We start from the raw sequence: 26,734 nt of genomic DNA on the forward strand, positions 1-26,734 counted from the left end.
AACAAAAAAATAATGTTCAGTCTTATTCAGCATTTTCAGGTAAGAAAGTGTTCATTTTAACTAGGAGGTTACATCATATCCTAGGTTATGAAATGGAAATGATTACTATTGGGCCGTTTTTTTCGCATTGCCATAATTAAACTAGATGGCAACTAAGGAAGGTGGTGGGAGATAAAACGTCTCTTGTAGGGGAAATGAACGTATAAACAACACTTTTTTAAGAATGATATGGAAGAATACTTTGTCGTTGATGTAAAGGAGCTTTTCATGCAAGGAGTGACTAAAGCGTATTATCATCACTAAATTGCAGATGATAATACGTTTTTACACACGAGCTACAATCTATCGAGAATACTGAAATATTTCCACACGGAGTAAAAAGCTTATCCCATTTGATTCCATTCTTCTCGTAAAAGACCAAATAAAACTACATCATGAAATTGACCGAAACGGAAAAGTTCATTTCGTAAAATACCTTCTTTTGTAAAGCCACACTTTTCATAAGAACGAATAGCTCCTTTATTAAAGCTGAAAACCTGAAGCTTGATTTTATTAATGGAAATATAATTAAAAATAAAGTGAATAAGAGTTTTCATTGCATCCGTTCCAAGCCCTTTCCCATGCCATTGTTCTCCAATTGAAATGCCTACAGAGCAAGTACTGTTCTTCCAATTGATTCCATAGACGGCACAGGTACCGATAAGCTCATTTGACGACTTTTCGAATATACCGAAAAAAAACTCTTCTTTTTTTCCACTAATACTTTGAAAGAATGAAGAATGATCCTCAAAGGTATTTGGAAAGGGAATGTCGTCATTAGCCAGTAACAATGTCTTCAGTTCACTTTCAATTTTCACAAATGCTTCTAGGTTGGAGGAAGTCATTTGTTGTAATGTAATAGCTTGCCCTGTAAGAAATTCTTTAAAATAGTTTTCCATTTGTTTTCTCCCTTGTTCAAGAGCTGCAGTTAGAGTTTACAACCCTTGGATTATTTGTTGTTTAAACAAAACATCTACTGCACTTTTCACACTCATTCACTCAACTCCTTATGTATAGATAACTTTATAGTAGCATTTTTGGTTATTAGTGGAAATGATATTTTGATAAATAATCTCCAAAACTTGTGGTTGATTTCCGTTCCGACTGGGCGTTTTATTGTTGCTGTCGCTGCGCTTTCGCACAGATTAGAGATAAATCTATTTTATTTTTTCGAAGGGCGCCAATTTGTCTGAATGTTTACATCTTGTTGCTCCATCCAATCTAGAAAATCCGCTGTGCATTGAATATCGAAGTCTAGCACTGCTTCATATACATAAATTGAAGGAAGTACTAGGGACTTCTTAAGAAGTTCTTCTTTAATAGTTAAAATAAACTTTCGACTTTCATTTGTTAAGGAATCGTTCATTAACGGTACTAAATCTCGTGATAGAGGGCCATCTCGTGTTTCAGAAAACAGCCACATATCAATATTCCAAATTTCTGATGGCATTTGCTCATATTGTATTTTAAAATAGATACCATTAAATGGTGTTTTCAAATAATTACGATACTTTAATTCTAAAACTTTCGGATTGCTAGTTAAATCAGCTAGTATTGTCATAGCTTCTGCTGCATTAGGCTGTACACAAAATGTTTCGATATCGATATCGTAATCCACTAGTAAATCATATGCTGTAGCGCCGACAACATAAGCTTGTCCAATAGTATTCCATTTTTCTAGCAGCTTTAATTTTTCTAAAATTAGCATGGCAGTTTCTTTTCGTTTTTGAGCTCTCTCTAATAGTTTCAGTATGAACACCTTCTCTAAAATAATTTTCTAAATTATGTTAGAATACATTATATTTTCTGTTTTTTCAATATATTATCGTGAAAATAAACAATACGAAATGTGTACTTTGATTCGTCAGTGGCGATTGTTTTATGTAGCAAAAGTAATGGGACCGTTACAATTACGCCAAGGTAGAATGACGACTTAAGATGAAAGGGGAGCTTTGATGAAATTGAAATTTTATGAAAAAAAAGATGATGTCTTAATTGAACGTTATACGATTACAGAGGAGCAGCTTCGCTATACGATGTCTCCGAAAGAGAGTATTGAACTAGTAAAGCAGGACAAAAACCGCCATGCCGTTCTTGTTTTAGATGAAGATAAGCTCGTGACTTTCTTTGTGTTACATGAAAAAGAAGGCGTTACGCCATATAGCTCTAATGAACAGGCTATTTTAATCCGTGCCTTTTCAACAGACTTTTATGAACAGGGAAAAGGCTATGCGAAAGCGGCATTACAGCTTTTGCCAGACTTTGTTTTAGAGCATTTTCCAACTATTAATGAGCTTGTGTTAGGGGTTAATCTACCGAATACTGCCCCACAGTCACTTTATAAAAAATGCGGATTTATCGATGAAGGAAAGATGGCAAAAGGGTTTAGGGCCGAGATAAAAGTGATGAGTTATAACATAAGTAAAAGTAACAGCTAAATGCTTGATTAGAAAACCAACTTAATTTTGCACAAGAGTCTTCTCGCATCTAAAGAATGAGGTGAACAAAATGACGCAATTGCTGGAAGCACGTATGGAGCATCTCGATGAAATATGTGCGATTGATCAAGAAGTAATTGGCGATTTTTCAAGAAGCGAATATTTGCGTACAGCCATTAACGAAAAACGTTGTATCATTCAACAAACTGAAAAAGGGATTGGTGGTTTTCTTATTTTTACGAATGACTTTTTTGAAAACTGCTTCATCTCATTAGTTATTGTGAAGCCCTCTGAGAGAAGAATGGGCATTGCCACAGCGTTACTAGCTTTTTATGTAGAAATGGCTGCAACTCCAAAAATCTTTTCTTCTACTAACCAATCCAATACTAGTATGCATAAGGTATTTGAAACGGCAGGCTTTATAAAAAGTGGGTATATTGAAAACTTAGATGAAGGAGATCCGGAAATTATTTATGTGAAATATAAATAGGAGCAAGGGATGTCTTGCTGTAAGGTTTCTGCTTAGAGAGCTGCAACTATGAAAAGTTCCTTTCGTGCTCGTATGACCGAAAAGGAGAGCTTATTTAAAAGTGTTGTAAATAAAATCTTAAACTATAAATAGAATTCTTTATTCAACAAACGAGCAAAAATATCATTTAGGAATAACCTCATTCACTTTATAAGGGGGATGGAATTGAAGGAATTTAAAAAAACAGTAGATGACTATACTTTTCACGGATATGAATTTGGTGATGCAAGTTTTCCTACACTTGTTTGCTTTCATGGATTGACAGGAGATTCAAAAAGTTTTCTTGGGTTAATTAAATACTTGATAAATGACTTTCACCTTATTCTTTTAGATAATCCAGGTCATGGAGAATCTCCATTACTAGATGTAGAGCAGGATTATATGTTTTCCTCTTTAGCAAGGCGTATTTATAGAGTGATACAGAAGATTACTAATGATTCTATTTATTTGTTGGGACATTCTTGGGGAGCTGATCTTGCCTTACATTTCACGAAAATATATCCAAACATGATAAGAGGAGTTATTTTAATAGATGGAGGATATGTATTTCCTGAACAAGTTGATGGGATGACGGAAGTAAAAGCTTTAGTAGGTTGGCAGGAATATATTGATTCAAGTAAATATAGTTCATGGGATGAAGTAGTTAAAGAGTACCAAAATTACACAACGAGGCAATGGGACTCACAGCTTGATTTGACAATAACCTCTAACTTTGAAAAGGTTAACAATTACTATGTATTAAAGGCTGACAGGTTTAGCATTTTATCAACCATTAAAGCGTTTTATAAAGAACCTTGTTCAACTACCTATGATAGTCTTGAATGCCCTGTCGTACTGTTTCATGCAACAATTCCATCGGCTGATGCATCCCGAAATAAAGGAATAGAAAAAGTTAAAAAAGGTATTAAGAATATAAAGGTAATAGGTATTGATAATACCATGCATAACATTCATTGGGACTGTCCTGAAATAGTTGCTAATGAAATTTTGCTGTGGAAATCGGAAAGTAATCAACTTCAACAATAGGGCGCTTTTCTTTAATAAGAGGGCGTCTTTTGGAATGCCTCAACTTATGATCTGGCCCAAAAAATTAGGCATAATAAAGTAAAGCCACTTCTTAGACTAGAGACCAGGCTTAAGTCTTTTAATTGTCATTCAATATTTAGTATAGAAATAACTTTTAAAATAGACTTTTATTTCATATTTTAGTAGGATGTAGTTAGAGTCATGCCATCTATTTGCCTTTATAGATGGTTTATTTTTTTGATATGAGGGCATCTTTTAAAGATTTGTTCTCTACTTTACGCGACAGGATTGTAAATATTTTGAAAAAAATAAAACTATTTAAAGGGAAATGATGGCACTTACTTTGATGAATGACGTTATTTTTATTGGAAGCTACTATATAGTTTCCTCAAAAAATGGATCATCACAACAGGGAGGGAAGGGGAATACCATTGATATAAGTTGGAGTGGAGGCTGGACACTCCCGAAAAGCTTTGCTCTGTGCGAAAGCGAAGCGACAGCAAAAACAAAAACAAAGCGCCCAGTCAGAACGGAAATCAACCTCTCATGGAGATGAGAAAAAAATACTTTGGAGGATGTTATATTGAGTAACGAAACATCATTAAGTTTAAGTAGTAATTCATTTTTCGTGGCATTTATTTTACTTCTGATCGCCATTATACCGATTGGACTTGCTGTGAAATCAAAAGGAAAGATATTTGGAAAAATTGGGCTTCTACTTACATATATTGCATTTGCTTTACAGTTAGTTTATTTCATTTTAAGGTGGATTGCTGTTGATCATGCACCTGTAAGTAATATGTATGAGTTTATGACGTTCTTTGGCATTATGCTTACTGGTAGTTATTTGATCATTCATTTTTTATATAAGCAAATTGTTGTAGGTTTGTTTACTATCCCTGTGTCATTAATTATTCTCGGTTATGGAAGCGTTTTTACAAAAACAGTTTCACCACTTGTTCCATCACTGCAAAGTAATTGGTTAACGATTCATGTTATGACAGTTGCCTTTTCAAGTGCTGTTTTATCGGTTTCATTTGCAACAGGTATTATTTATTTGTTACGAACATTAGATGTTTCTAAATTTTCGAAGAGTACAGTTGCCTTGGAATTTGTTATGTATTGTTTAATTGTCGTGATTGGCTTTATTGGAGTGGCAACTTACTTTAACTTAGCAGGAGATAAAATCGAGCTTCAATTTGAAAATAAGCTAGAGAAGAAAGAAACAGCCGAGTATACGATGACGCCTCTAATTGTCAATAAAGGTGCAGTAACAGATAGTGGGGATCAGGTTGGCGTTTTACAGATCACGAATAAGCTAGATGCGAAGAAATTGAATACGATTGTCTGGTCATTTATCGTTGGAACGATTTTATATGGGTTGATTGTACTCATTACGAGAAGACGATTAATTGTGTTATTAAAGCCATTAACAAACCGTGTACAGCCAGTTTTAATAGATGAAATTACATATCGAGCAGTTGTCATAGGTTTCCCATTGTTTGCCCTAGGAGGTCTATTGTTTGCTATGATTTGGGCACAGATTGCTTGGAGTAGGTATTGGGGTTGGGACCCTAAGGAAGTGTGGGCACTGATCACATTTTTATTTTATGCCGCTTTCCTTCATTTCCGCCTTTCAAAAGGATGGGAAGGGGAAAAGACAGCTTGGTTAGCGATTATTGGATTTGGAATAATCGTATTCAATCAAGTATTTGTAAATTTAGTTATAGCAGGTTTACATTCTTACGCGTAAGGATATTATCGCGGGATATGCTAGGGCCAGCTCAAGGATTCATCCTTTTTGCGATGCTCTTATTTTATCCGATATATACAGGAACTTTGAATAATATATGCTATCATTCAAAATCTGAAGCTGTACAAATTAAATAGCCGTTAAAAAGAGACATCCATTAATTTGGATGTCTCTTGTATTTTGCACTCTACATGTTAAAGCTATAAATTAAAGCTTTACAACATTAGTAGCCTGAGGTCCGCGGTTACCTTCTTCAACGCCGAACTCTACTTTTTGGCCTTCTTCTAAAGTTTTAAAGCCATCTGATTGAATAGCAGAGAAATGTACAAATACATCATTTCCACCTTCTACCTCAATAAATCCAAAACCTTTTTCTGCGTTAAACCATTTTACTGTACCTTGTGTCATGTGAACAACCTCCCAAAAAAATTAAACAATCATATTGCTTCGATCACTTGCAAAAAAATCACATTTTCAATGATTTTAGCGGATAAGATGAAGTAATGTAATTATTGTTCTGATTATATAACAATTCCGAATATTTATCCAGTATATTCCGATTTTGTAATGTAAAATTTACATTTCCATTATTTTAACCATTCTTTCTCTTTAGCGACAATTACGGCCTCTGCACGAGATTCTACGTTTAGTTTGACAAAAAGCTTGGATAAATAATTTTCAACAGTGCGTTGCGTGACCCCGATGGCTGAAGCAATTGCTTTATTTGTACATCCTTGTGCGACAAGCTGTAAAATCTCTTGCTCCCTGTCACTTAGTAAAACATCTTGCTGCGTGTTTGGAAGATTGGTACGCTGCTGTACAAAGTCTAAAAAATCAGCTGGTAGTAAGATTTCGCCCCTTAGTGCGGCTTCAATTGTTTGAATCACTTGCTGTTTCGTAGCGAGCTTTGATAATAGTCCATCGACCTTCTTCTCAATCAGTAGTTCGTAATAATCGGAAAGTTCATATCCTGTATAGAGTAAAATAAGTGTTTCTGGTTGCTTTTTCTTAATCATTTCTGAAAGCTGGATGCCATTGATTGGCTTCATATTAATATCAATCAAAAATAATTGAAACGTTTGAGCATCCATTCTCGACAGAACAGCGGCGCTATCCTGTTCCGTATCTATATGGACATTTGCTAAATCCTGTAATAATGTTTTCGTACCATCTAAAACGACAGGATGGTCATCTATAATAAGAATATTAATCATCTGAATCCACGTCCTCTTGTATTTGAATAACTATATGCATTCCTTCATTTAAATTGGAGGTTATCGAGATGTCCCCATTAAAAGCACGGACTCGTTCTCGAATACCATTTATGCCCATAGAATTTGAAGAATGCATTAAACTTTCAATATTACAGCCAATACCATTATCATCGTATTGGAGGATGAAACCACGATTTATCGCTTGTAGTCTTAGTGAAACTTCGGTTGCTTCAGCATGCTTAATGGCATTATTTAAGAGCTCTTGCACAAGGCGATAGACGACTAAATGCAAAGTTGCATCTTGAAATTGTACACGTTCTATTTGTGCTTTAAACAAAAAGTCTGCTCGAATTTTCACCTTTTGAATTAGTTTTTTTAAGGCGATTTGTAGGCCAAGTGTGTCCAGTAAAGGAGGGCTTAAATTCTCACAATACTCACGTAAGTCCTTCGATGCATTTAGTAACTGCTCACGAATATCTAATACCTTTTCTTTATTAATAATAGGAGAGCTAGTAAGTACATCTAACTCTCTCGCTAAATGAAGTTGCTCTTGCAAAATAGTGTCATGTAACTCCTGTGCTAAAATACTTTTCTCCTTTTCAATCATATTCCATAATAATTTGTCGAGCCAAGGAAGCTGTGTATCATTGTGATCCTTCATAAGCTTTATTTCATACACTAAATCTTCAATGAGCTTTAAATTATCAATAAACATAGAGACATAGAGGGCTAGTAACTCTAGCCAAAGAAGCTCTTCTTTTTGTAATACATGTCTAATGTGTAACATGATTTTTTCTTCACCTGTATCATGTAAAAGTAGGTGATTCCCCATAATAACTTCATCTCGAGTGCTTTCTGTTATTGTTGTAATTGTAAAGGCAGTAGTACCTAGCTTTTCTGTTATTTCATACTTGAATTGATCCAGTAATTCTTGCTGGTTATTTGCTTTCCCCATACGATTAACCGCAGCATATAAATTATGTACATAATCGCCGGTGGATGAAAATATAATCTTTCGATATTTAAAATCAAGTTGCTCTTTTATATAAAAACTAGCAATGATGACAAGGAATACTAGTGTAAAGACACCTATAATTTTAACAATCGATAATTTGTCTATAAACAGGAGGGTAATACCCGTCGTTAATAGCAATGCACACAAAAAAGCAAGTGTTGAATAATAACGTAAACGAGATAATTGATATTCAATATCGAATAATCGTTCATTCACTTGGATGAAGATAAAAGAAAAAGGAATAAACAATAAAAATAATGCAGCTACCTCACTATGTAAAATAGGGTTCCGCCCGAATAATTCAGGTATGACGAAGAACAGTAAAAACGGCAAGAAAGGTGTAATAAATGCAAAAGTGATTAAACGGATTTTTTCCAGTTTTGTTCGTAAATAACTCGTTAGTAAAATATAAATCGCATAGAGAACTAGTACAGCAAACATTCCTAATTTAATTAAGGTTGTCATCGTCTTAAAGTCAGAATTAACTATTCTTATGAAATCCAAGCAAGGTATAAATAGTAGTGTTAAATAAAGCCATTTCGTATTGAAGTATGGCCATCCTATACATAGGTAGCGGAAATAAAATTGTAAGAAGTGAATAAAAAGTAATATGCATAAAATTATACCAATACATATTACTAATCCGCCGATTAGATTGCCTCTAACTGAGGCTCCTGTACTGATATAAGCTAAAGAACAGGTTAATAAAAATAAAGTTAGTAGACTAGTTAGTAGGTTATCAGTGTTTATTCGCCATAAATAGATAGCAACGCCAAATGATAGAACGAAATAAAAAAGTGGAAAAATAATTTGCAAATAAAATTCTTCCGGAATATCTTTATGCTTAATTGAAACAGCATGAACATCCCCATTAGGTTTCATAAATGTCAGTTCTTTTGCACACCGTACCGGAGAATCGAGTTGATTAGAACGAACAGGATTGCCATCAATTGTCAGTAGTAGGTCGCCTTTTTCAATATTATTTTGCTGTGCCCAATTTGGATAATAGAAATCGGTCATGACTGGTTGTTTGCTAGTTGTGTCTAGTAAAATACCAATATAAGGTGTTTGTGATGCAACTACAAGTACATAAATACCGAGGAGTAGGTAGGTTATGAAAATACTATATGTCCATTTACTCATTGTTTTCTCTCAATTAATTGCATGATAATAATGCCCCATTTCAATCTTAAGTACTACTATATTATCCATAATTTTTGGTAATTTTGGAATACCGAAAAAGTTGTTTCGGAAAACCACTATTACTTTTTCGGAATAACGAAGTAGTTTTTTCGGTGTAGGCTATGATAGTGTAAAACTATCATATGTGACGAAAAGGGGGAGCGTTGCATGACAAAGAAAGGATTGTTAATAGTCCTTTTTCTAGTCGTCATAATGTCGTACCCGATAACAGCAAACGCTAAAAACGTTGAAAATGATGCGGTGAAAGTAGATATTTGCATTATTGGGAGTGATAATCATTTTGTCTATAAGATTCCAAAGAGTTTACATAATGATACGCCGTTTGTTGAAATGAAGAATAACATAGAATCCTCCTTAGCAAGTCATTGGAAGGTCGAGGATCCTAGTTATGAAATCCTCCAGACGGATGTAGCGTATACTTTTTCGATTAAAGATTTAATTCATGAAAAACAAGATGGGAAAATAAAGATAGCGATTCCATATACTTTTTTAATAGGAATGTTTGGCGAAAACGATCCCATTCAATTAAAAATTTTGGCTAGCAAACTAATCGATTGGCAAGCTAACTCAATGAATTTGGCAAATCTCGGCTTTGAAGAACCGCCTACTTATTTTAGTGAACAGGAATATGTTTATGAGGGAGAGGTTAACGAGCTACTACATCAGCGGGTAGGACATTTTAATGGCTCTGTTATGAAAGGGCAAATGGTACTACATATTGTTATATATTTTAGCTTTATTTTGGCGCAACTTATTGCCTGTTTCATTTTATCGAGGCGCTTAAAAAAGAGAATTATTAAAGACCCTGAAAATATGCATCATTTCCGAAAGCTAAATTATTTGTATCAAATCATACCGATAATTATTATCGGTATGCAAATTGTTTTTCTAATCAGTTCAGGCTTATTGACCGCGTTTGGGATCTATTTTGACCCAGGAGTTGACCTTTTGTTTATAATAGTCCCAGTTTTATTTAATATTATTTTGATGCCAATGTTTTTTGTCACGATGGAGAGTAAAATCGCAAGGGAGCTAGAATACGATTCCTTTGGCTCAGACAGGTAAATATTGTTTTTATTTTTTGGCATTCACATGTAGTTATTAGATGATATAATTGTCAACAGCATACTTGAAGGAGCTGTTGATGAACATGGCGCATCCAGAAATCGCGTACTTAAATTTACTACAACATATATTAGAGAATGGTGCTAAAAAGGAAGATCGAACAGGGACCGGTACATATAGTGTATTTGGCTATCAAATGCGATTTGATTTAAGCAAAGGTTTTCCTCTATTAACGACGAAGCGTGTACCATTCAAACTTGTAGCAAGTGAGCTACTTTGGTTTATAAAAGGGGATACAAATATACGCTATCTACTGCAAAATAACAATCATATTTGGGATGAATGGGCTTTTAAAAAATGGGTTGAGTCTGATGAATATTCAGGTCCCGATATGACAGATTTTGGTCGTCGCTGCTTAGTGGACGAATCATTCAACGCTGACTATCAAAAAGAGTTAGCCTCATTTTGTGAGCGCATACTAACAGATGATGAATTTGCAAATAAATACGGAGAGCTTGGAAATGTTTACGGTAAGCAATGGCGTAATTGGACAACATCAACAGGGGAAAGCATCGATCAATTGCAAGATGTAATCCATCAAATTAAGCACAATCCAGATTCACGACGCATTATTGTCAATGCATGGAATCCAGAAGACGTTATCAATGCAGGAGCAAAGGGCAGTAAAGCTGCACTACCTCCATGTCACGTAATGTTCCAATTTTATGTCGCAAATGGAAAATTGAGCTGCCAGCTAATGCAAAGAAGCCTCGATACATTACTCGGCTGTCCATTTAACATTGCCTCATATGCATTACTGACACATTTAATTGCACACGAATGCGGTTTAAAAGTAGGCGAATTTATTCACAGCATTGGGGATGCCCATATTTATTCAAATCACGTGGAGCAAGTAAAAGAACAGCTTTCGCGCGAGCCTAAGGACTTACCAACCTTAAAAATCAATCCAAATAAAACGTCAATTTTCGACATTGAGCTCGAAGATCTTTCAATTGAGGGCTACGATCCACACCCAACAATTAAAGCACCAATTGCCGTTTAACCTGAAGCAGCAGCCGTTTTGGCTGCTGTTTTTTTATGCAAATGAAAATTGAAGTGGGATATATAGATCGGAGCGACGGAAGGGACAGTTAGAGCGACGGATGAAAGAGCCGAAGTGACGGAAAGAACTGTTAGAGCGACGGATGAAAGAGCCGAAGCGACGGAAAGAAGTCAGAGCGACGGATGAAAGAGTCGAAGCGACGGAAAGAACAGTTAGAGCGACGGATGAAAGAGCCGAAGTGACGGAAAGAAGTCAGAGCGACGGATGAAAGAGCCAAAGTGACGGAAAGAGGTCAGAGCGACGGATGAAAGAGTCGAAGCGACGGAAAGAACCGCCAAACCGCCAAATAAAACACCAAAAGAGAGAAACCCTTAAATACATATAAAAGAACCAAAACTTTCTAAAAGAATATTTAATTTTTTGAAGTTTTTTCCGATATAAGTTTTATTATGGAAGTTAAAATAAAAATTTAGAGGTGAGTGGTGTGAGGAGAACATTGATTTTTCAAATAGATGGAAGAGAGCGTGAGCAACGTTTAAGGACAAAATTGCTGACGAATACTCCTCAAGCAACAGTGGAATCTGAGCTACCACACATCACTACAAAATTATCATTGGAGCAAATTCAAATAATGATGGAAGTCATTGAGGAAATTCGCTTGAAACGTTATAAAGAAAGACTGTAATTGTAAGCGCCTTCTAAGCTATAATAGCTGAGGAGGTGTTTTATTATGAACGTAGTATTTGTAGATTCAGTTTTAGGTACAGAGCTTTTGCATATGGTGTCACATGATGTGGCAGGGACATTAGCTGCGGCACAGGGGGAAAGTGTGACGTTTCCAGTTGGCCATTTTAAGTATGAATTTCATAACTTAGATTTTTATGAGGAAGATGGAGAAATACGACAAGAATTAGTCATTTACGTTAAGAAGGTATAATACTCCGTAATATGGAAAAAATAAATGCAGGTATAAATAAAGCAATTTGTTTGCTTTTATTCAAACCTGTAACTATAATAGTTACAACAGGTGGTGATACATATGGTGAACAGTCGGTTTTCGGTAGCGATCCATATTCTTTCGCTTATTGCTATAACATCTGATAAAAGTCAGTTGACGTCTGAATACATCGCTGGAAGTGTGAATACAAATCCAGTTGTTGTGCGACGTATGATTGGTGTGCTAAAAAAAGCGGGTTTGCTTACGTCGCAATCAGGTATTGCAGGCTATGACCTTTTAGTAGAGCCAAAAGAATTAACGCTTATAGCTATTTACCATGCGATTGATGGGCCAAAGCAGCTATTTGCGATTCATGATGAGCCAAATCCAGCATGTTCAGTTGGTCAAAAAATCCAACGGACATTGGAAGGTGTTTATACATCTGTTTGGCAAGCAATGGAAGAACAACTACAAGCACAAACTTTACAGGATGTGTTAGATCAACTTCGTTAATAAACGAAGTCGATCTTTTGTATCTAACCTGTAACTAAAATAGTTACATTTAAAAATAGGAGGAATTATAATGATGAAAATCGCAGTAATTGGTGCAACAGGGAAAGCAGGACAAAAGATTGTGGAGGAGGCACTGCAACGTGGTCATGATGTAACTGCAATAGTCCGTTCAGCTTCCAAAGTAACAGGAAATATTTCAGTAATTGAAAAGGATGTTTTTGCATTATCTCAAGAAGATGTGAAAGGCTTTGACGTAGTCGTAAATGCGTTTGGTGCTCCTGCTGGTCAGGAAGAATTACATGTGAAAGCTGGACGTCATTTAATAGATATGTTCAAGGGTATTGATACAAAATTATTTGTTGTCGGTGGAGCGGGTAGTCTGTTTGTAGACCCAGAGAAAAATGTACGCGTAATGGATACACCTGATTTTCCAGAAATGTTTTACGCAACAGCTAAAAATCAAGGTGAAAATCTACACGACTTACAACAATCTACTATTACTTGGACATTTTTAAGTCCATCTGCTTTCTTTGATCCGGAAGGTCCACGTACAGGTAGCTATACTCGTGGAGAAGACCATTTATTAGTAAATGCTTCTGGCGAAAGTTATGTTAGCTATGCAGATTATGCGGTTGCAGTTTTAGATGAAATTGAAAATCCGAAGCATGTAAACAGTCGTTTTACAGTGACTTCTAATAAATAATGATAAACCGAGCGTAAAAATTGCGCTCGGTTTTTATCTTTGTGCGAAAGCGAAGCGGCTAAAGGTGGTGGAATGAATGAAAATAAACCCTCTGTATACAATAACGTAAAGGTGAATTCGATTATTTTTCATTTTGCAGACAATTGACTGTTTACAATACGACAGTTATTAGCTACTATCAAGTGTGAGGATTACATAAAAGGAGACGACAATTATGTCCACACAACGTATAGAAAAAGACTTTTTAGGTGAACGCGCCTTACCAAGCAATGCTTATTACGGAATCCAAACGCTTCGTGCAACTGAAAATTTCCCAATTACAGGGTATGCAATTCATTCTGCACTTATTAAAGCAATGGGTATTGTTAAAAAAGCAGCTGCTTTGAGTAATATGGAGGTACACCTACTTTCAAAAGAAATCGGAGATGCAATTGTCGAAGCTTCACAAGAAGTTATTGATGGTGAGTGGGATGCTGAATTTATCGTAGACCCAATCCAAGGTGGTGCTGGCACATCGATTAATATGAATGCCAACGAAGTTATTGCTAACCGTGCTTTAGAGATTTTAGGCAAAGAAAAAGGGGACTACCATACAATTAGCCCTAACAGCCATGTAAATATGTCTCAATCAACAAATGATGCTTTCCCAACAGCTATTCATATTGCTGTGTTGAATTTGATAGATGAACTACTTCTTACAATGGAAAACATGCAAGCAGTGTTCCACCAAAAAGCGGAGCAATTTGCGCATGTAATTAAAATGGGTCGTACGCATTTACAAGACGCTGTACCGATTCGATTAGGACAAGAATTTGAAGCATATTGCCGTGTGATCACTCGTGATATTGCGCGCATTCGCCAAACTCGTCCAAATTTATATGATGTAAATATGGGAGCAACAGCTGTTGGAACAGGCTTAAATGCATTCCCTGACTATATTCAAGCAGTTGATCTTCATCTTGCTGAAATTTCAGGTTTACCGCTTAAAGGCGCTACACATTTAGTAGATGCAACACAAAATACTGATGCTTATACAGAAGTATCAGGCGCATTAAAAATCTGTATGATTAATATGTCGAAAATTGCTAATGACCTTCGTTTAATGGCTTCTGGTCCACGTGCTGGATTAGGGGAAATCATTTTACCAGCGCGGCAACCTGGATCGTCTATTATGCCAGGTAAAGTAAATCCTGTTATGCCAGAGGTACTTAACCAAGTAGCATTCCAAGTAATTGGTAATGACCATACGATTTCTTTAGCATCTGAAGCAGGACAATTAGAATTAAACGTAATGGAGCCTGTACTTGTCTTTAACTTAATTCAATCTATTAGTATTATGAATAACGTGTTCCGAGCATTTACACAAAATTGCTTGAAGGATATTGAAGCAAACGAAGACCGCATGAAAGAATATGTGGAAAAAAGTGTTGGCGTACTAACAGCAGTGAACCCACATATTGGCTATGAAGTAGCTGCACGCATTGCACGCGAAGCAATTCTATCTGGTCGTTCAATTCGTGAGCTTTGCCTTGAAGAGGGTGTACTAACGAAAGAACAATTAGATTTAATTCTAGATCCATATGAGATGACTCATCCAGGTATTGCCGGATCAAGTATTATGAAATTAAAATAATTTATGTTGAAAGCACTTTGTCTAGAGCAAAGTGCTTTTTTGTTGTTCAAAACTCAAATAGTCAAGGGAAATCTTTATGAATGTTGTATTGGTTAATAGTGATGATTACCGTTTCATTTACATGCCTGTTGGCGCTTCGCTTTCGCGCAAAATACATTTGTTGGCCAGACGCTTCCTCTAGAGCACGCGGTCTATACGGAAATCACCCTTAACGAAGAGTCGAACTTTTATATCACAACTTCGACACAAAAGTTTTGAACAATACGAAAAAACTTCCTTTTTTATAATTCTATTTTCTCACAAAAGTTGGCGTTTTTTTCTATGAATTTTAGGAGTTTTAAACTATAATTGTTTGTGGGAATAATATTATAGATAGGGGAATTTTGTATGAGCTTACGACAAAAAAGTATTATTGGCTTTTCTTTTTTAAATGTTATCATGGGTCTTATTTTGATTATAGACCTAGCAAATTTAACATCATTAGAGTGGGTGTCTACTGTATTAACAGTAATAGGATTTACAACGACTATATCGTGTATTTTCTATGTGAAATACAAAATTATTAATCCAATTAAACAATTAGCAGTATCCGCTCAAGCTATAGCTGAAGGGCATTTGAACACCTCTCCTATCGAGATAAAATCCAATGATGAGGTTGCAGCTTTAGGTAAAGCGTTTATTGAGATGAAGGAACAATTACATATGATGACACAAAAAATTGCTAGTAGTTCTACCGATTTATCAGCGAGTATAGAGGAGCTGTCAGCAAGTACAAATGAAATTGCAGATGCAGTAAACGAAGTAGACTCACAAATGGAGAATACGACTGAGGGTCTTAAAAAAGCAGCACAGTCTGCAAATGAAAGCGCTATAGCTATGCAAGAAACTGCTGATGGCATTGAACGTATTACCGTGGCTACACAAGATGTATTTGATCATGCGAAAGAAGCAAATGACATTGCAGGCAATGGTGCGGAAATTTTACACGTAGCTAAAAATCAAATGGAATTCATTTCAGATTCTACTGAAAAAACAAGTAATTTAATGCAACAATTATCAGGAAAAATGACAGATATAAAATCTATGACAGACATGATTACGGCCATTACAGATCAAACGAATTTACTTGCATTAAATGCAGCGATAGAAGCGGCGCGTGCGGGAGAGCATGGTAAAGGCTTTGCAGTAGTAGCGGAAGAAGTTCGAAAATTAGCGGAGCAATCTAAGCATTCGGCTATTCAAATTGTCGATCTAGTAGTTGGCATTGAAAGCGATACAAAACAAGTAGCAACCTCTGTAGAAGAAGACTTGAAAAACGTTCAGCAGGGCGTTCATGTCATTGATGAGGCTACAAAGTCTTTTGGTACGATCTCTCAGCATGTTAGCAAAATGACGAATCAGCTAGAGGATATTTCTGCAACAGCAGAAGAGCTTTCAAGTAGTGCGAATGAAGTTACAAAATTAGTTTCGACAATCGCAATTGGAATGGATAGTTTAACTAATTCCACAGAAGTCATTTTACACTCCGTTGATGAACAAAGTGCCTCAATGCAAGCAATCAACACAGTAGTGTCACAAGACCTATGTGTACAAGCAGAAGATTTACAAAAGCTTACACAGAGATTTAGTAACTAAAGAAAAAAGGCTATTTTGCAGGGATAGATTATCTGCGAAATAGCCTTTTTATGTAACCAACGTTGTTTTCAATTTCTTCCGAATCAACTATTTAAATAAACCAAAAAAATCAGTCTTTATCGTCAAAAATACTATGCTAATCATAAACATCATTTCTGCAATAGTAGCAACAGCATCTTTTTTATTTTTCGCGTATTTCCATTCCATAAATGCTCGTAACATTTCAGAGGTTCCTAAAAAGACAATTATGATAAACCATATCTCGAAATACCAAGCAATTCCAACATTATCATTGTTAAATTGATAATTCGAATAAATTATTACTAGACTCAAATAAATGATTCGTATTGATAAATCTAGCTTTTTATGTCTTTCGTTAACGTAATAATAATAAAACCATTTCTTTCTCTCGACACCTAGCAACTTTCTAATGACAAATCCAAAAATACTAATAATTAAAAGTAGTACAAATAGAAAAAGTATTAATGTTCCTAGTTCGAAATTATTATTATACATTTCGTTCACCTCTTAAGCCTGCTTTTTAATTCTATAAGAATAAGATGATAGCTAATCTTGTTATACAGGCATGTGTGGAACGATAGCATTACAAATGTTGCTTATTAGATCCAGATTTTTTAAACGTTCTTCTTGCCTGGATAATTAATGAAATTCCTATAATACATAGACTGCCTGATAAAAAATGAAGGGTAATATTCCATCCTTCACTTAGTTTTTGAAAATATTTGATATATAAAGACACGCCATATATACACATTAAGACACCCCAAATACATCTAAGCATCTTCTATGATCCCCATCCCGTCCTTTTGCAAAATAACTGATATTGTATCTGTATACAGAGTGTAGCATAGTATATAATCATTTGGTAGTTAATTGGATAATAAGCAACAAATGGGCTTGCCGTTATTTGCTAAATGCGACAAAAGGCATTATGTCTATGAGTTATATGCATACACTTAAGCCCTTAAATATAGCTACTTATAGAGCTTTGAGTTAGCTTTCATGAGTATGCGGCCCAAACATGACTGAGGGGACTATAATATTAATGTTGAAAACAAGAAAAGATTGAAAAGTTTCTGGGGATAAATTGTTATTGTCGGTATAATTTAGAAGGAAGGTAGGGGAACATAAATGGGGATAAAGTTAAATAGTTTTCTTAAAGAAGAATTGTCAGTAATTGATATTCAGGTAGCTATGGAACATGGTGAGATCACATCAAAAGAATTAACGATGTATTATTTACACAGAATTGCTAAGTATGATCAAGATGGACAGAGGATTAATTCCATGCTTGCAATTAATCCTGAAGCGATATTTATTGCTGAGGCATTAGATGAAGAAAGACAAGCAAAAGGGGCGAGAGGGCCTCTACACGGCATTCCGGTTGTTTTAAAAGATAATATCGAAACGAAAGATTTTATGCATACTAGTGCAGGCGTAATAGCATTAGAAAACTATGTAGCTGAGCAGGACGCATTTCTAGTAAAAAAACTCCGTGAAGCAGGGGCTGTTATTTTAGGGAAAGCAAATATGACTGAATTAGCAAACGGTATGTCGAGTACGATGTGGGCAGGATATAGCTCTCGAGGTGGACAAACACTTAATCCTTATGGTGATCCAGAACTTTTTGTAGGAGGATCCAGTTCGGGGTCGGCAGTAGCGGTGGCATCGAATTTTGCTGTTTTATCAGTTGGAACTGAAACGGACGCCTCGATTTTAAGTCCTGCTATTCAAAATTCAGTAGTTGGTATAAAACCGACTGTTGGGCTAATTAGCCGACGAGGCATAATTCCGTTTACTTACTCTCAAGACACAGCAGGGCCAATGGCAAGAACGGTTACAGATGCAGCTATCTTATTGGGGGTATTAACAGGAGTAGATAAAGATGACGTAGCTACATATAAAAGTGAAAGAAGGATCCATCAAGACTACTCAATCTTTTTAGATGCTACAGGATTAAAGGGTGCTAGAATTGGAGTTTATACGAATGCCTCTAAAACTTTTTATGAGTCAGAGGAATATGACGAAACCCTTTTTAATAACGTAATTCAGGTTTTAAGAGAGCAAGGAGCCGTTATTATAGAAGACATCGAAATTCCTTCTTTTCATAGAGACTGGAAATGGGGAGTACCGCAATATGAATTAAAGCATAGTTTAAATAATTTCCTTGTAAATCTACCTTCTCACATGCCTGTACATTCTCTAACTGATTTAATCCATTTTAATAAATGTTCACAAGAAAAAACGTTGAAATATGGGCAGGACAAATTGGAAATGAGAGATAATTTACCGAACACGTTAAGAGATCCGGACTATCTAAATGCAAAACTAGAGGACTTGTATTTTTCTCAAGAACAAGGAATTGATTATACATTAAAAAAATATAACTTAGATGCGATAATGTTTCCATCATATATAGGCTCGACAATTAGCGCGAAAGCAGGATATCCGTCTATTGCCGTCCCAGCAGGCTATATGAAAAATGGTAGACCGTTTGGCGTAACTTTCGCAGGAACGGCATTTAGTGAGGATATTTTAATAAAACTTGCATTTTCATATGAACAAGCAAGTAAATTACGAAAATCGCCGGAGTTGTAATAAAATCTTCTGTGCAAATCCGACATTGTCCCGCAACTGTAAATGTGAGCGACTATTCGTATAACGACGGGATGGTTATTTACAAAATGATTTAGGGTATTGAGTTTTTTACAACCACTTTTCTGATTAACGCAGACACTTTCTTTAGATATTAAAATCTAAATGAAGGTGTCTTTTTTTATAGTAGAAGAAAAGGAACTGCAATATTTAAGTAAATATACATTGCGAAGTAATAAGGCTTTCTTTGGAACTTACATTTTAAATTTTGGGAAAAACAGCAAAGCGGGATAGTTAAATAAGAAATTTCGAAACAGTAGGAAAACACCAATTGAAATATGGTAAAATTTATTTAAAAAATTGTAAAAATTTATATTTCTGTAGAAGGGTGGATTTTTCTTGAGAAATTATCTGAAAATAGTTGCGGTATTTGTTCTAATAATTTCATGTCTTACGCTTACTTCCTGTACTCAAACAGAAAAATCGAAAAACAAACTCTCTGATTCTCATAAAAAACAAGATATTGAAAGTATAGTTACATCATTTGAACACCCTGAAACAAAGCAAAAGTATAAAATAGTAAATGCCTATAAACTTTACAATAACTATGTAGAAAAGGTTAAAAGTAATCCCAAACTTTCACAATTGGAGATTTATAATGAAGAGGTAATTAAACCAATATATAGTGATTGTTTTGAGAATGGTGAATTTCTTCATATGGCTGATCCTGTTCTAAATGTAGACCCTGATAGCTTAAGAGAAAATCAAAATTAACCGAAAAAATTGACAGGGAAAAAACTGAAAATATTCTTAAAGAAGCACTTTTAAAATCTTCTGACCTTATTGCATCCGAAAATGAAACAACAGTATGTATTTTGCCTGCAACAAATACAAATACAAATATGGTTACAGTGGGGGCAGGAAAAATAATAGTCCTATTCGATAATTATAAAACAGAAGATGAATTAAGATCTGGTATAGCACACGAATATCATCATAGTGTTTGGACTGAGAAGTACGCAAGTAAAGGTGTATCTTTAACTGTTTTGGATGACTTAATATTTGAAGGAAAGGCGGTAATGTTTGATAAGCTAGTTTATCCTGACATTTATTTTTATCCAATTTATACAACATACAACAAAGATGATTGGTCAAAAATTGCATTTGATCTTGAAAAGTCTGACTCGAATCGGGCATTAGAAATACTAATGGGAGGTAATGGCCTTCCTAGTCTATATGGTTACGGTGTGGGCTATAAATTGGTTAAATCCTATCTTGATTTAAACCCAACTTTAACACCAGAGGAATGGACTGCCCTAAGTTCAAAAGAAATTTTTGAAAAAGGGAATTACCTAGAAAAATATAAATAATAATTTTATGTAACGCATGATGGAAAAGAAGATAACTAGAAGAAAAAGAACGAGGAACTGGAATATATTGACTTTGTAAATACACTCATTTACAATTAATTTTAATAATCAACAAGGAATGTAGAATTTACTAGATTCCTTTTACAACTAAATAGCGTGGAGTAATAGGTGTAAATTGCGTGCAATTTACTTAAAAGGGAAGTCGGTGCAAATCCGACACTGTCCCGCAACTGTAAATGTGAGCGACTTTTCGTATACCACTGTTTCACGATGGGAAGGGGAAAAGTAGCGATGATCATGAGTCAGGATACCTGCCTATTATGAGTAACACCATAACCCTACGAGGAATAGGAGGTGGCATGTTGACAAAACAGAATGCTCTGTTCGTCACCGTACGTCAAACGCCCAAAATAAAAGAAGGTAATCGCTTTCAAGGAAATTCTTTTGTGCTTGGGTATAATTTGACAATATGTGATGAATGAAAAAGATAGAATGAAGGATTTCCTCTAGTTGTAGGAAATCCTTTTTTTATGTAAAAGAAGACTTCCGTTTTGAAAAATATGTACGAAAAGAGGATGCAATGATGACGAATATTCATGTAAGTACAGCACAGGAATCGCAATATGTAGAAATGAAAATTTGTAAGCAGCCACGCACTGAAGTTGCCAAAAAAGCTACAACAAGAATGGTTATAGAATCCCTTGTCGATCAATTAATAGCTAGCAATCTTATTAGTAATGAACGATTGTTTGATCAGATTTTATATAACAAAGATATTATTTGGATTCAAAGTGAAAGTTGTAATGGCCACCTTTTTGCAAAAGCAAATATTACAGATCAACTTAAAACAAAAACAAATGATTTTATGATGTATATGCCGACAAATCCAATTGTTTACGATGTGAATGGGGAACATTATCATTTAATTACACGTATCGATTCGACTCGTGCAAAACCAAATCTAGAGCGACTTTCTCAAGCCCCTAAGCCAATACTAAGTGCTGCCCGGGTCAATGATTTATTGTGCTCGATAGTGATGCGCTTTTATGAAATATATTTAGAGGATTTATCGCGAGTAGTTCATAAAAATAAACAATTGATCAATTTTGTAGAGCGAGAGTATCATCAATTTCTAAAAGCTGTGAAGGAACTTAATGATAATCATTTAAACTGGCACCCACGCGGGAAAGGTCATGAACTACTGCTTGAACTGATTGATAATTTACAACTTTTGAAAAGTCGACCTGGCAAGGTTTTAATGGATTTCTCACATTCCCATAGCTATGTTGTCGTGGAATCTTCATATCCAATTTATAAGCCGGCACAGAAAATGATACAAGCTTAGTAAATCGGAAATATGTGGGATGAATCTCGATGCCTTTAGGAGAATAAATTCCTGGCAGGGGAGTAGAATGGAGTTGTCAGTATAGGATAGATACCATCGCGAGGTAAGATTACCCGCGGAGAGAGGGCAAATACCCGCGGAAGCAGGGCAAATACCCGCGAAAGGAAGGCGAATACGCGCGGAAGCAGGGCGAATACCCGCGAAAGGAAAGAATACGCGCGGAAGGAAGGCAAATACGCGCGGAAGCAGGGCGAATACCCGCGAAAGGAAAGAATACCCGCGGAAGGAAGGCAAATACTCGCGGAAGCAAGATAAATACCCCAGCTAGGCAAGATTACCCGCAAAAGCAATGTAACTCCTCGCTAAACATAAGAAAACAGGACATTGATCTAACAGATCATGTCCTGTTTTTATGAATTTAGTCAATACAATGCATTGCTGCTTGTGCTTCGTGCCATGGAACGGAGTAGCCTTTGCCTTTCGCGCAAAAAATACTAGAGGATGTATAGTCGGGATCGGCGTTCTTATCGTAGTTTATTTGCTCGATAATTTCTTCTGTATTGTGACACGTATCGTAGCCATCAAATTGTAGGGAAAGTACGCCCTTCCCATTGGTGTAGGCGGCGAAGGTTGTGCTGTAGCTCATAAATGTTGAGACAGGGGCCCGGCCGGTTACGATTGCATCATGTTCAGTTATGATTGGTGTGTCAAATGTACCGGCAGCTTGCTGAATGTCGGTCATCATGCGGCCGATGAAATCACTAGGAGCTTTAAGTTTAAAGCGGTAGTACGGCTCTAGTAATATATTTTCTGCTTGTTCGAGTCCTTGTCGTAATGCGCGGAATGTTGCTTCACGGAAATCGCCACCTTCAGTATGTTTATTATGTGCGCGTCCTGTTAAGAGTGTGAAGCGAATATCTGTTACAGGAAAACCGGTTAACAGCCCATGATGATCGCGTTCGAATAAATGTTTTTCAATGAGTCGTTGATGTCCAACTGATAAATCATCTGCATGGCATGCATTGACAAATGTATTGCCGGTGCCGCGAGTATTTGGCTCCATCAATAAATGGACTTCTGCGTAATGCTTTAATGGCTCGAAATGGCCGTAGCCTGTCACCTTTGTGGCGATTGTTTCCATATACAAAATCTGTGGTTCGCTAAATGAAATGTCTAGCGAGAAGCGTTCATGAAGCACTTCGATTAGAACCTCGAGTTGGATGACACCCATAATATGTACATGAATTTCTTGAAATTTTTCATGCCATAGCACACGTAGTGAAGGTTCTTCTGCTTCCAGTATACGAAAAGTTTTTAACACGTCCTTTATATGTTGTGCGCCTTCATAATGTACTTTTGCCTGTAAAGTCGGTACTAACTCAAAGGGCTGAGAAGTACTCGAAGAACCAATAATATCGCCGATGTTTGCTTGACTAATCCCTTTTACTGCGAAAATCTCCCCAGCCTCTACCTCTTGAGAAGTTTCATACCGGTTGCCGTTGTATAGTCGAATCTCCGTCACTTTTTCAGTCACATCTCTAAATGAAAGTTCATCACGGACATGTAATGTTCCTTGCAAAGCTTTGATAAAAGTTAAACGTTGATGTCCATCATGACGAATTTTAAACACCTCGCCTTTAAACGGAGCATTGTTAGTAAATTGTGTCTCTGTAAGGAGGGGGAGCTGTGTTAGGAATTCCTTTATGCCACTATCTTTTAAGGCAGAGCCAGAAAAGCACAAAAAGGCCTTTTCTTGTTTAACCATCCCCTGTAAATGAGTAAGGCAACTAGAGCTATCTAATGTTTCATGGAGAAAAGCATCGAGAAGGTGTTCATCACGTTCAGCAAGCCACTCCATTATGTCGTTTGAAACATAGTCGGAACGGAGCGGTTCGTCTACGAATAGAACATCTGCAGAGCAATCTTTTTGAAGCGCAGCCATTACAGCTTCAACATCTGCTCCTTCACGATCTATTTTGTTAATAAAAAAGAAGGTTGGAACGTGATATTGGCGCAAAAGTTGCCACACTGTTTCAGTATGACCTTGTATTCCTTCGACAGCACTAACAATAATGATGGCATAATCCATAACCCGAATGGCACGCTCCATCTCTGGAGAGAAATCGACGTGCCCAGGTGTATCGATTAACGTATATGTATCATTCTCAAGCGTCATTCGGCCTTGCTCTGCAAAAATTGTAATGCCTCGCTGACGCTCCAGCTCATGATTATCTAGAAATGTGTCCTGGTGATCCACTCGTCCACGAGCTTGAATACTGTTTGTATGAAATAGTAACTGCTCAGAAAATGTTGTTTTACCGGCATCCACGTGAGCAAGTACTCCAATTGTTACATGCATAAAAAGATCCTCGTTTCTATTCATTCATATAACAACATTGTAACAGAATTGGTATAAAAAATATTTCATATAGTGTTTATGTCGCAATAGTGTTACTATATGTATGATTGCGAATCTACTAGTCAATCAATATATACAACAAAATAAACAAGACATATTGGTGTAAATGACCTTTGTTATTTGCTTAAAAGGGAAATCGGTGCAAATCCGATGCTGTCCCGCAACTGTAAATGGGGAGTCTATACAAGATGCCACTGTAGCCACGCTATGGGAAGGCGTATAGATGATGAACCTAAGCCAGGATACCTGCCAATATGTATTTATTACTGAATCCACGAGGATGGGGATAGTGAACAGGTTGAAAAACCTTTCTTTTGCTATGCTAACCTCTTGGAAACAAGGGGATTTTTTTATGCCCTTTTCTAGAAGCGCTAACTGGTAGCATAGGAGTCTAAACGATTTCTTTCTATATATTTAACATCAAAGGAGAAGAGGACATGAAGAAATGGAAAAGCTTATGGCTAGTCTTTGCGATCGCATTGTTGGCTATATTGGGTGCATGTAGTGAAAAGGACAAACTAGAATCTGCTACACAAAGTGAGAAGGTAGAGCCTTCACAAGTTGAAAAGTCAGACATAACGATTGAAAATAATGGAACAACGCAAGTATATAAGGAAGCCCCAAAAAAAGCGATTAGCTTAAATCAGCACGTGACAGAAATTATGTTAGCTTTAGAGCTAGAAGATTCAATGGTAGGGACGGCGTACTTAGATGACAAAATTTATGAGCCCCTACAAGTGGCCTATGATAAAGTGCCTGTGTTAGCAAAACAGTATCCTACAAAGGAGCAGGTTATTGATGCAGAAGCAGATTTTTTATTTGGTGGTTGGAAAAGCGCCTTTGGAGAGAAAGGTGTTGGTACGCAAGAAGAGCTTGAAACATTAGGTATTCACACTTATTTACATACAGCCTCAATCATGACGAAACCAACTTTAGAGGATATTTTCACAGATATTAGAAATATCGCAAAAATTTTCCGTGTTGAAGATCGTGGAGAAGCACTAATTGAAAAAATGACAAAGGATGTAGAGGATATCCGTGCAAAATTACCGCAAGATGGAGAAGAACTGCCTGTTTTAGTGTTTGATAGTGGTGATAAAGAGGTCTTCACTGCAGGACAAAACATTATGAATGAACTTGTTACGATGGCCGGCGGTAAAAATATTTTTGGTGATGTAGAATCAGGTTGGACTACGGTTTCCAAAGAAGATGCAGTAGAACGTAATCCAGCAGTCATAGTTGTCATAGATTACGGAGAAACATCAGCGAAAGCAAAAATAAATTTCTTAAAAAATGATCCAGCCTTGAAGGAGATGGAAGCGGTCAAAAACGAACGCTTTGTGATCCTACCACTTTCTGCTGCATCTGAAGGGGTACGTGCTGCAGAAGCCATTCAAATTTTGGCGAAAGGCTTCTATCCTGAAAGCTTTTAATCTATCCAATAAATGGGGGGCTAGCAATGGCTAGTTCCTTTTTCATAAGGAGAAGTTTTAATGAATGCATTCCGTTCGAATATACCGGACAAAACCTTCGAAAACTTAAACAATAATGGGGATTTTACTCGCCTTGCCGTTAGCCCAGGCATTATTAATAAACATTATACCCCTGCACAATTCCAAACAATAGCAAAGGTTGTAGGGGAAAAGGGTGCCATAAAATACTCTGCCTCTTACAGCATATTATTATCTATCCCAACAGTAGAAGTTGTAAAGACGATTGAGGAGCTAGAAGACGCTGGCCTTTATGTGGCAAAGCAAGGTCCGATTGTAGCGATGAAAGCGTGTGATTTTTGTGATGGTGACAAAATGGAGGCAGCACCAATTACAGAAAAGCTATATCATTCATTAAAAGGAATCACTGTCCCTACAAGATTACGTGTAAACGTCAATGGCTGTGCCTCTGCTTGTTATAATGCGGTGTATGATGATATTGGGCTTGTTTATCAAAAGGATAGCTTTGATGTCTATTTAGGAGCAGTGCCGATGGGAGCGAATGCAAAAGCCGGGACACTCTTTGCTAAAAAGGTAGGACAAGAGCTTATTGAAGGCTTACTAAAGCAAATCATTGAGCTCTATCAGAAACATGCTCGTCCGAATGAACCCTTTTATAAATTTTATCGCAGAACAAATTCTGCTGATTATTGGAAAGATTTAATCTGACTCATTATCATAATGTGGGCTCGTAGCGACTGAATGTGTCTTATAAGCCGGTTCATGTG

General features: G+C 36.3%; 25 protein-coding genes and 2 riboswitches. Of the genes, 18 read left to right on the top strand and 7 right to left on the bottom strand.

Annotated elements, in window-relative coordinates; all coding sequences use genetic code 11:
• Positions 1-383 precede the first annotated feature (383 nt).
• Together ABE34_RS17245 and ABE34_RS17250 are read right to left on the bottom strand one after the other, a co-directional pair.
• Positions 384-938: a GNAT family N-acetyltransferase gene (locus ABE34_RS17245; protein ID WP_197143692.1), complete on the bottom strand. Its 555-nt coding sequence runs from the start codon at positions 936-938 to the stop codon at positions 384-386.
• 263 nt (positions 939-1,201) lie between these two features.
• Positions 1,202-1,747, bottom strand: a complete 546-nt coding sequence (locus ABE34_RS17250; protein WP_197143693.1) for a hypothetical protein — start codon at positions 1,745-1,747, stop codon at positions 1,202-1,204.
• A 247-nt stretch (positions 1,748-1,994) separates the two neighbouring features.
• Here ABE34_RS17250 and ABE34_RS17255 point away from each other — a divergent pair, with 247 nt between their 5' ends.
• The 4 genes from ABE34_RS17255 to ccsB all read left to right on the top strand — a co-directional run bounded on the left by ABE34_RS17255 (position 1,995) and on the right by ccsB (position 5,785).
• Entirely contained in the window at positions 1,995-2,477 is a 483-nt protein-coding gene (locus ABE34_RS17255) for a GNAT family N-acetyltransferase (RefSeq protein ID WP_197143694.1), read from the top strand.
• 70 nt (positions 2,478-2,547) lie between these two features.
• Positions 2,548-2,967, top strand: a complete 420-nt coding sequence (locus tag ABE34_RS17260) for a GNAT family N-acetyltransferase (RefSeq protein WP_197143695.1) — start codon at positions 2,548-2,550, stop codon at positions 2,965-2,967.
• A gap of 204 nt (positions 2,968-3,171) precedes the next feature.
• Positions 3,172-4,032, top strand: coding sequence for an alpha/beta fold hydrolase (locus ABE34_RS17265; RefSeq protein ID WP_197143696.1), 861 nt, complete (start codon positions 3,172-3,174; stop codon positions 4,030-4,032).
• A gap of 583 nt (positions 4,033-4,615) precedes the next feature.
• Positions 4,616-5,785 carry a c-type cytochrome biogenesis protein CcsB gene (gene ccsB, locus ABE34_RS17270; RefSeq protein ID WP_197143697.1) on the top strand — a complete coding sequence of 390 codons (1,170 nt, stop codon included), beginning with the start codon at positions 4,616-4,618 and terminating at the stop codon, positions 5,783-5,785.
• A gap of 207 nt (positions 5,786-5,992) precedes the next feature.
• Here the strand turns inward: ccsB and ABE34_RS17275 are convergent, their stop codons facing one another.
• The 3 genes from ABE34_RS17275 to ABE34_RS17285 form a co-directional block, all read right to left on the bottom strand.
• Complete coding sequence (locus ABE34_RS17275) at positions 5,993-6,193, bottom strand: cold-shock protein (protein WP_053592785.1); 201 nt, start codon at positions 6,191-6,193, stop codon at positions 5,993-5,995.
• A 179-nt stretch (positions 6,194-6,372) separates the two neighbouring features.
• Positions 6,373-6,999, bottom strand: coding sequence for a response regulator transcription factor (locus tag ABE34_RS17280; RefSeq protein ID WP_197143698.1), 627 nt, complete (start codon positions 6,997-6,999; stop codon positions 6,373-6,375).
• Positions 6,992-9,157 carry a sensor histidine kinase gene (locus ABE34_RS17285; RefSeq protein ID WP_197143699.1) on the bottom strand — a complete coding sequence of 722 codons (2,166 nt, stop codon included), beginning with the start codon at positions 9,155-9,157 and terminating at the stop codon, positions 6,992-6,994. Before ABE34_RS17285 ends, ABE34_RS17280 begins: the two co-directional genes overlap by 8 nt.
• Before the next feature lie 207 nt (positions 9,158-9,364).
• Between ABE34_RS17285 and ABE34_RS17290 the strand changes: the two genes are divergently transcribed.
• The 8 genes from ABE34_RS17290 to ABE34_RS17325 all read left to right on the top strand — a co-directional run bounded on the left by ABE34_RS17290 (position 9,365) and on the right by ABE34_RS17325 (position 16,766).
• Complete coding sequence (locus tag ABE34_RS17290) at positions 9,365-10,282, top strand: hypothetical protein (protein ID WP_241747203.1); 918 nt, start codon at positions 9,365-9,367, stop codon at positions 10,280-10,282.
• A gap of 85 nt (positions 10,283-10,367) precedes the next feature.
• Positions 10,368-11,345, top strand: coding sequence for a thymidylate synthase (locus ABE34_RS17295; protein WP_197143733.1), 978 nt, complete (start codon positions 10,368-10,370; stop codon positions 11,343-11,345).
• A gap of 496 nt (positions 11,346-11,841) precedes the next feature.
• Positions 11,842-12,030: a hypothetical protein gene (locus tag ABE34_RS17300; RefSeq protein ID WP_197143700.1), complete on the top strand. Its 189-nt coding sequence runs from the start codon at positions 11,842-11,844 to the stop codon at positions 12,028-12,030.
• 45 nt (positions 12,031-12,075) lie between these two features.
• Positions 12,076-12,282 (top strand): thymidylate synthase, encoded by a 207-nt coding sequence (locus ABE34_RS17305; RefSeq protein WP_197143701.1) that lies wholly within the window; start codon positions 12,076-12,078, stop codon positions 12,280-12,282.
• A gap of 102 nt (positions 12,283-12,384) precedes the next feature.
• Positions 12,385-12,795, top strand: a complete 411-nt coding sequence (locus tag ABE34_RS17310; protein WP_197143702.1) for an Rrf2 family transcriptional regulator — start codon at positions 12,385-12,387, stop codon at positions 12,793-12,795.
• Between the two features lie 73 nt (positions 12,796-12,868).
• Positions 12,869-13,498 (top strand): NAD(P)-dependent oxidoreductase, encoded by a 630-nt coding sequence (locus ABE34_RS17315; protein WP_197143734.1) that lies wholly within the window; start codon positions 12,869-12,871, stop codon positions 13,496-13,498.
• Positions 13,499-13,712: 214 nt separating this feature from the next.
• Positions 13,713-15,131: an aspartate ammonia-lyase gene (gene aspA, locus ABE34_RS17320; protein WP_197143703.1), complete on the top strand. Its 1,419-nt coding sequence runs from the start codon at positions 13,713-13,715 to the stop codon at positions 15,129-15,131.
• Between the two features lie 387 nt (positions 15,132-15,518).
• Positions 15,519-16,766, top strand: a complete 1,248-nt coding sequence (locus tag ABE34_RS17325) for a methyl-accepting chemotaxis protein (protein ID WP_197143704.1) — start codon at positions 15,519-15,521, stop codon at positions 16,764-16,766.
• 87 nt (positions 16,767-16,853) lie between these two features.
• On the opposite strand, the gene ABE34_RS17330 is transcribed toward ABE34_RS17325, so the two are convergent.
• Positions 16,854-17,282 (bottom strand): DUF4181 domain-containing protein, encoded by a 429-nt coding sequence (locus ABE34_RS17330; RefSeq protein ID WP_197143705.1) that lies wholly within the window; start codon positions 17,280-17,282, stop codon positions 16,854-16,856.
• A gap of 636 nt (positions 17,283-17,918) precedes the next feature.
• Between ABE34_RS17330 and ABE34_RS17335 the strand changes: the two genes are divergently transcribed.
• The 4 genes from ABE34_RS17335 (at position 17,919) to ABE34_RS17345 (ending at position 22,097) form a co-directional block, all read left to right on the top strand.
• On the top strand, positions 17,919-19,385 hold the full coding sequence (locus tag ABE34_RS17335) for an amidase family protein (protein WP_197143706.1): 1,467 nt from the start codon (positions 17,919-17,921) through the stop codon (positions 19,383-19,385).
• 396 nt (positions 19,386-19,781) lie between these two features.
• Positions 19,782-20,156, top strand: coding sequence for a hypothetical protein (locus ABE34_RS25690; protein ID WP_346655579.1), 375 nt, complete (start codon positions 19,782-19,784; stop codon positions 20,154-20,156).
• Between the two features lie 68 nt (positions 20,157-20,224).
• Positions 20,225-20,752 carry a DUF2268 domain-containing putative Zn-dependent protease gene (locus tag ABE34_RS25695; RefSeq protein ID WP_346655580.1) on the top strand — a complete coding sequence of 176 codons (528 nt, stop codon included), beginning with the start codon at positions 20,225-20,227 and terminating at the stop codon, positions 20,750-20,752.
• A gap of 149 nt (positions 20,753-20,901) precedes the next feature.
• Positions 20,902-21,085, top strand: a riboswitch (cobalamin riboswitch).
• Positions 21,086-21,332: 247 nt separating this feature from the next.
• On the top strand, positions 21,333-22,097 hold the full coding sequence (locus ABE34_RS17345; protein WP_241747202.1) for a hypothetical protein: 765 nt from the start codon (positions 21,333-21,335) through the stop codon (positions 22,095-22,097).
• A 418-nt stretch (positions 22,098-22,515) separates the two neighbouring features.
• Here the strand turns inward: ABE34_RS17345 and ABE34_RS17350 are convergent, their stop codons facing one another.
• Complete coding sequence (locus tag ABE34_RS17350) at positions 22,516-24,456, bottom strand: elongation factor G (RefSeq protein ID WP_197143707.1); 1,941 nt, start codon at positions 24,454-24,456, stop codon at positions 22,516-22,518.
• 141 nt (positions 24,457-24,597) lie between these two features.
• Positions 24,598-24,784, top strand: a riboswitch (cobalamin riboswitch).
• Positions 24,785-24,953: 169 nt separating this feature from the next.
• Between ABE34_RS17350 and ABE34_RS17355 the strand changes: the two genes are divergently transcribed.
• Entirely contained in the window at positions 24,954-25,949 is a 996-nt protein-coding gene (locus ABE34_RS17355) for an ABC transporter substrate-binding protein (protein WP_197143708.1), read from the top strand.
• Between the two features lie 60 nt (positions 25,950-26,009).
• On the top strand, positions 26,010-26,675 hold the full coding sequence (locus ABE34_RS17360) for a precorrin-3B methylase (RefSeq protein ID WP_197143709.1): 666 nt from the start codon (positions 26,010-26,012) through the stop codon (positions 26,673-26,675).
• Positions 26,676-26,734 lie beyond the last annotated feature (59 nt).

The organism is Lysinibacillus sphaericus (genome assembly GCF_015844675.1).
Lineage (GTDB): Bacteria > Bacillota > Bacilli > Bacillales_A > Planococcaceae > Lysinibacillus > Lysinibacillus sphaericus_E.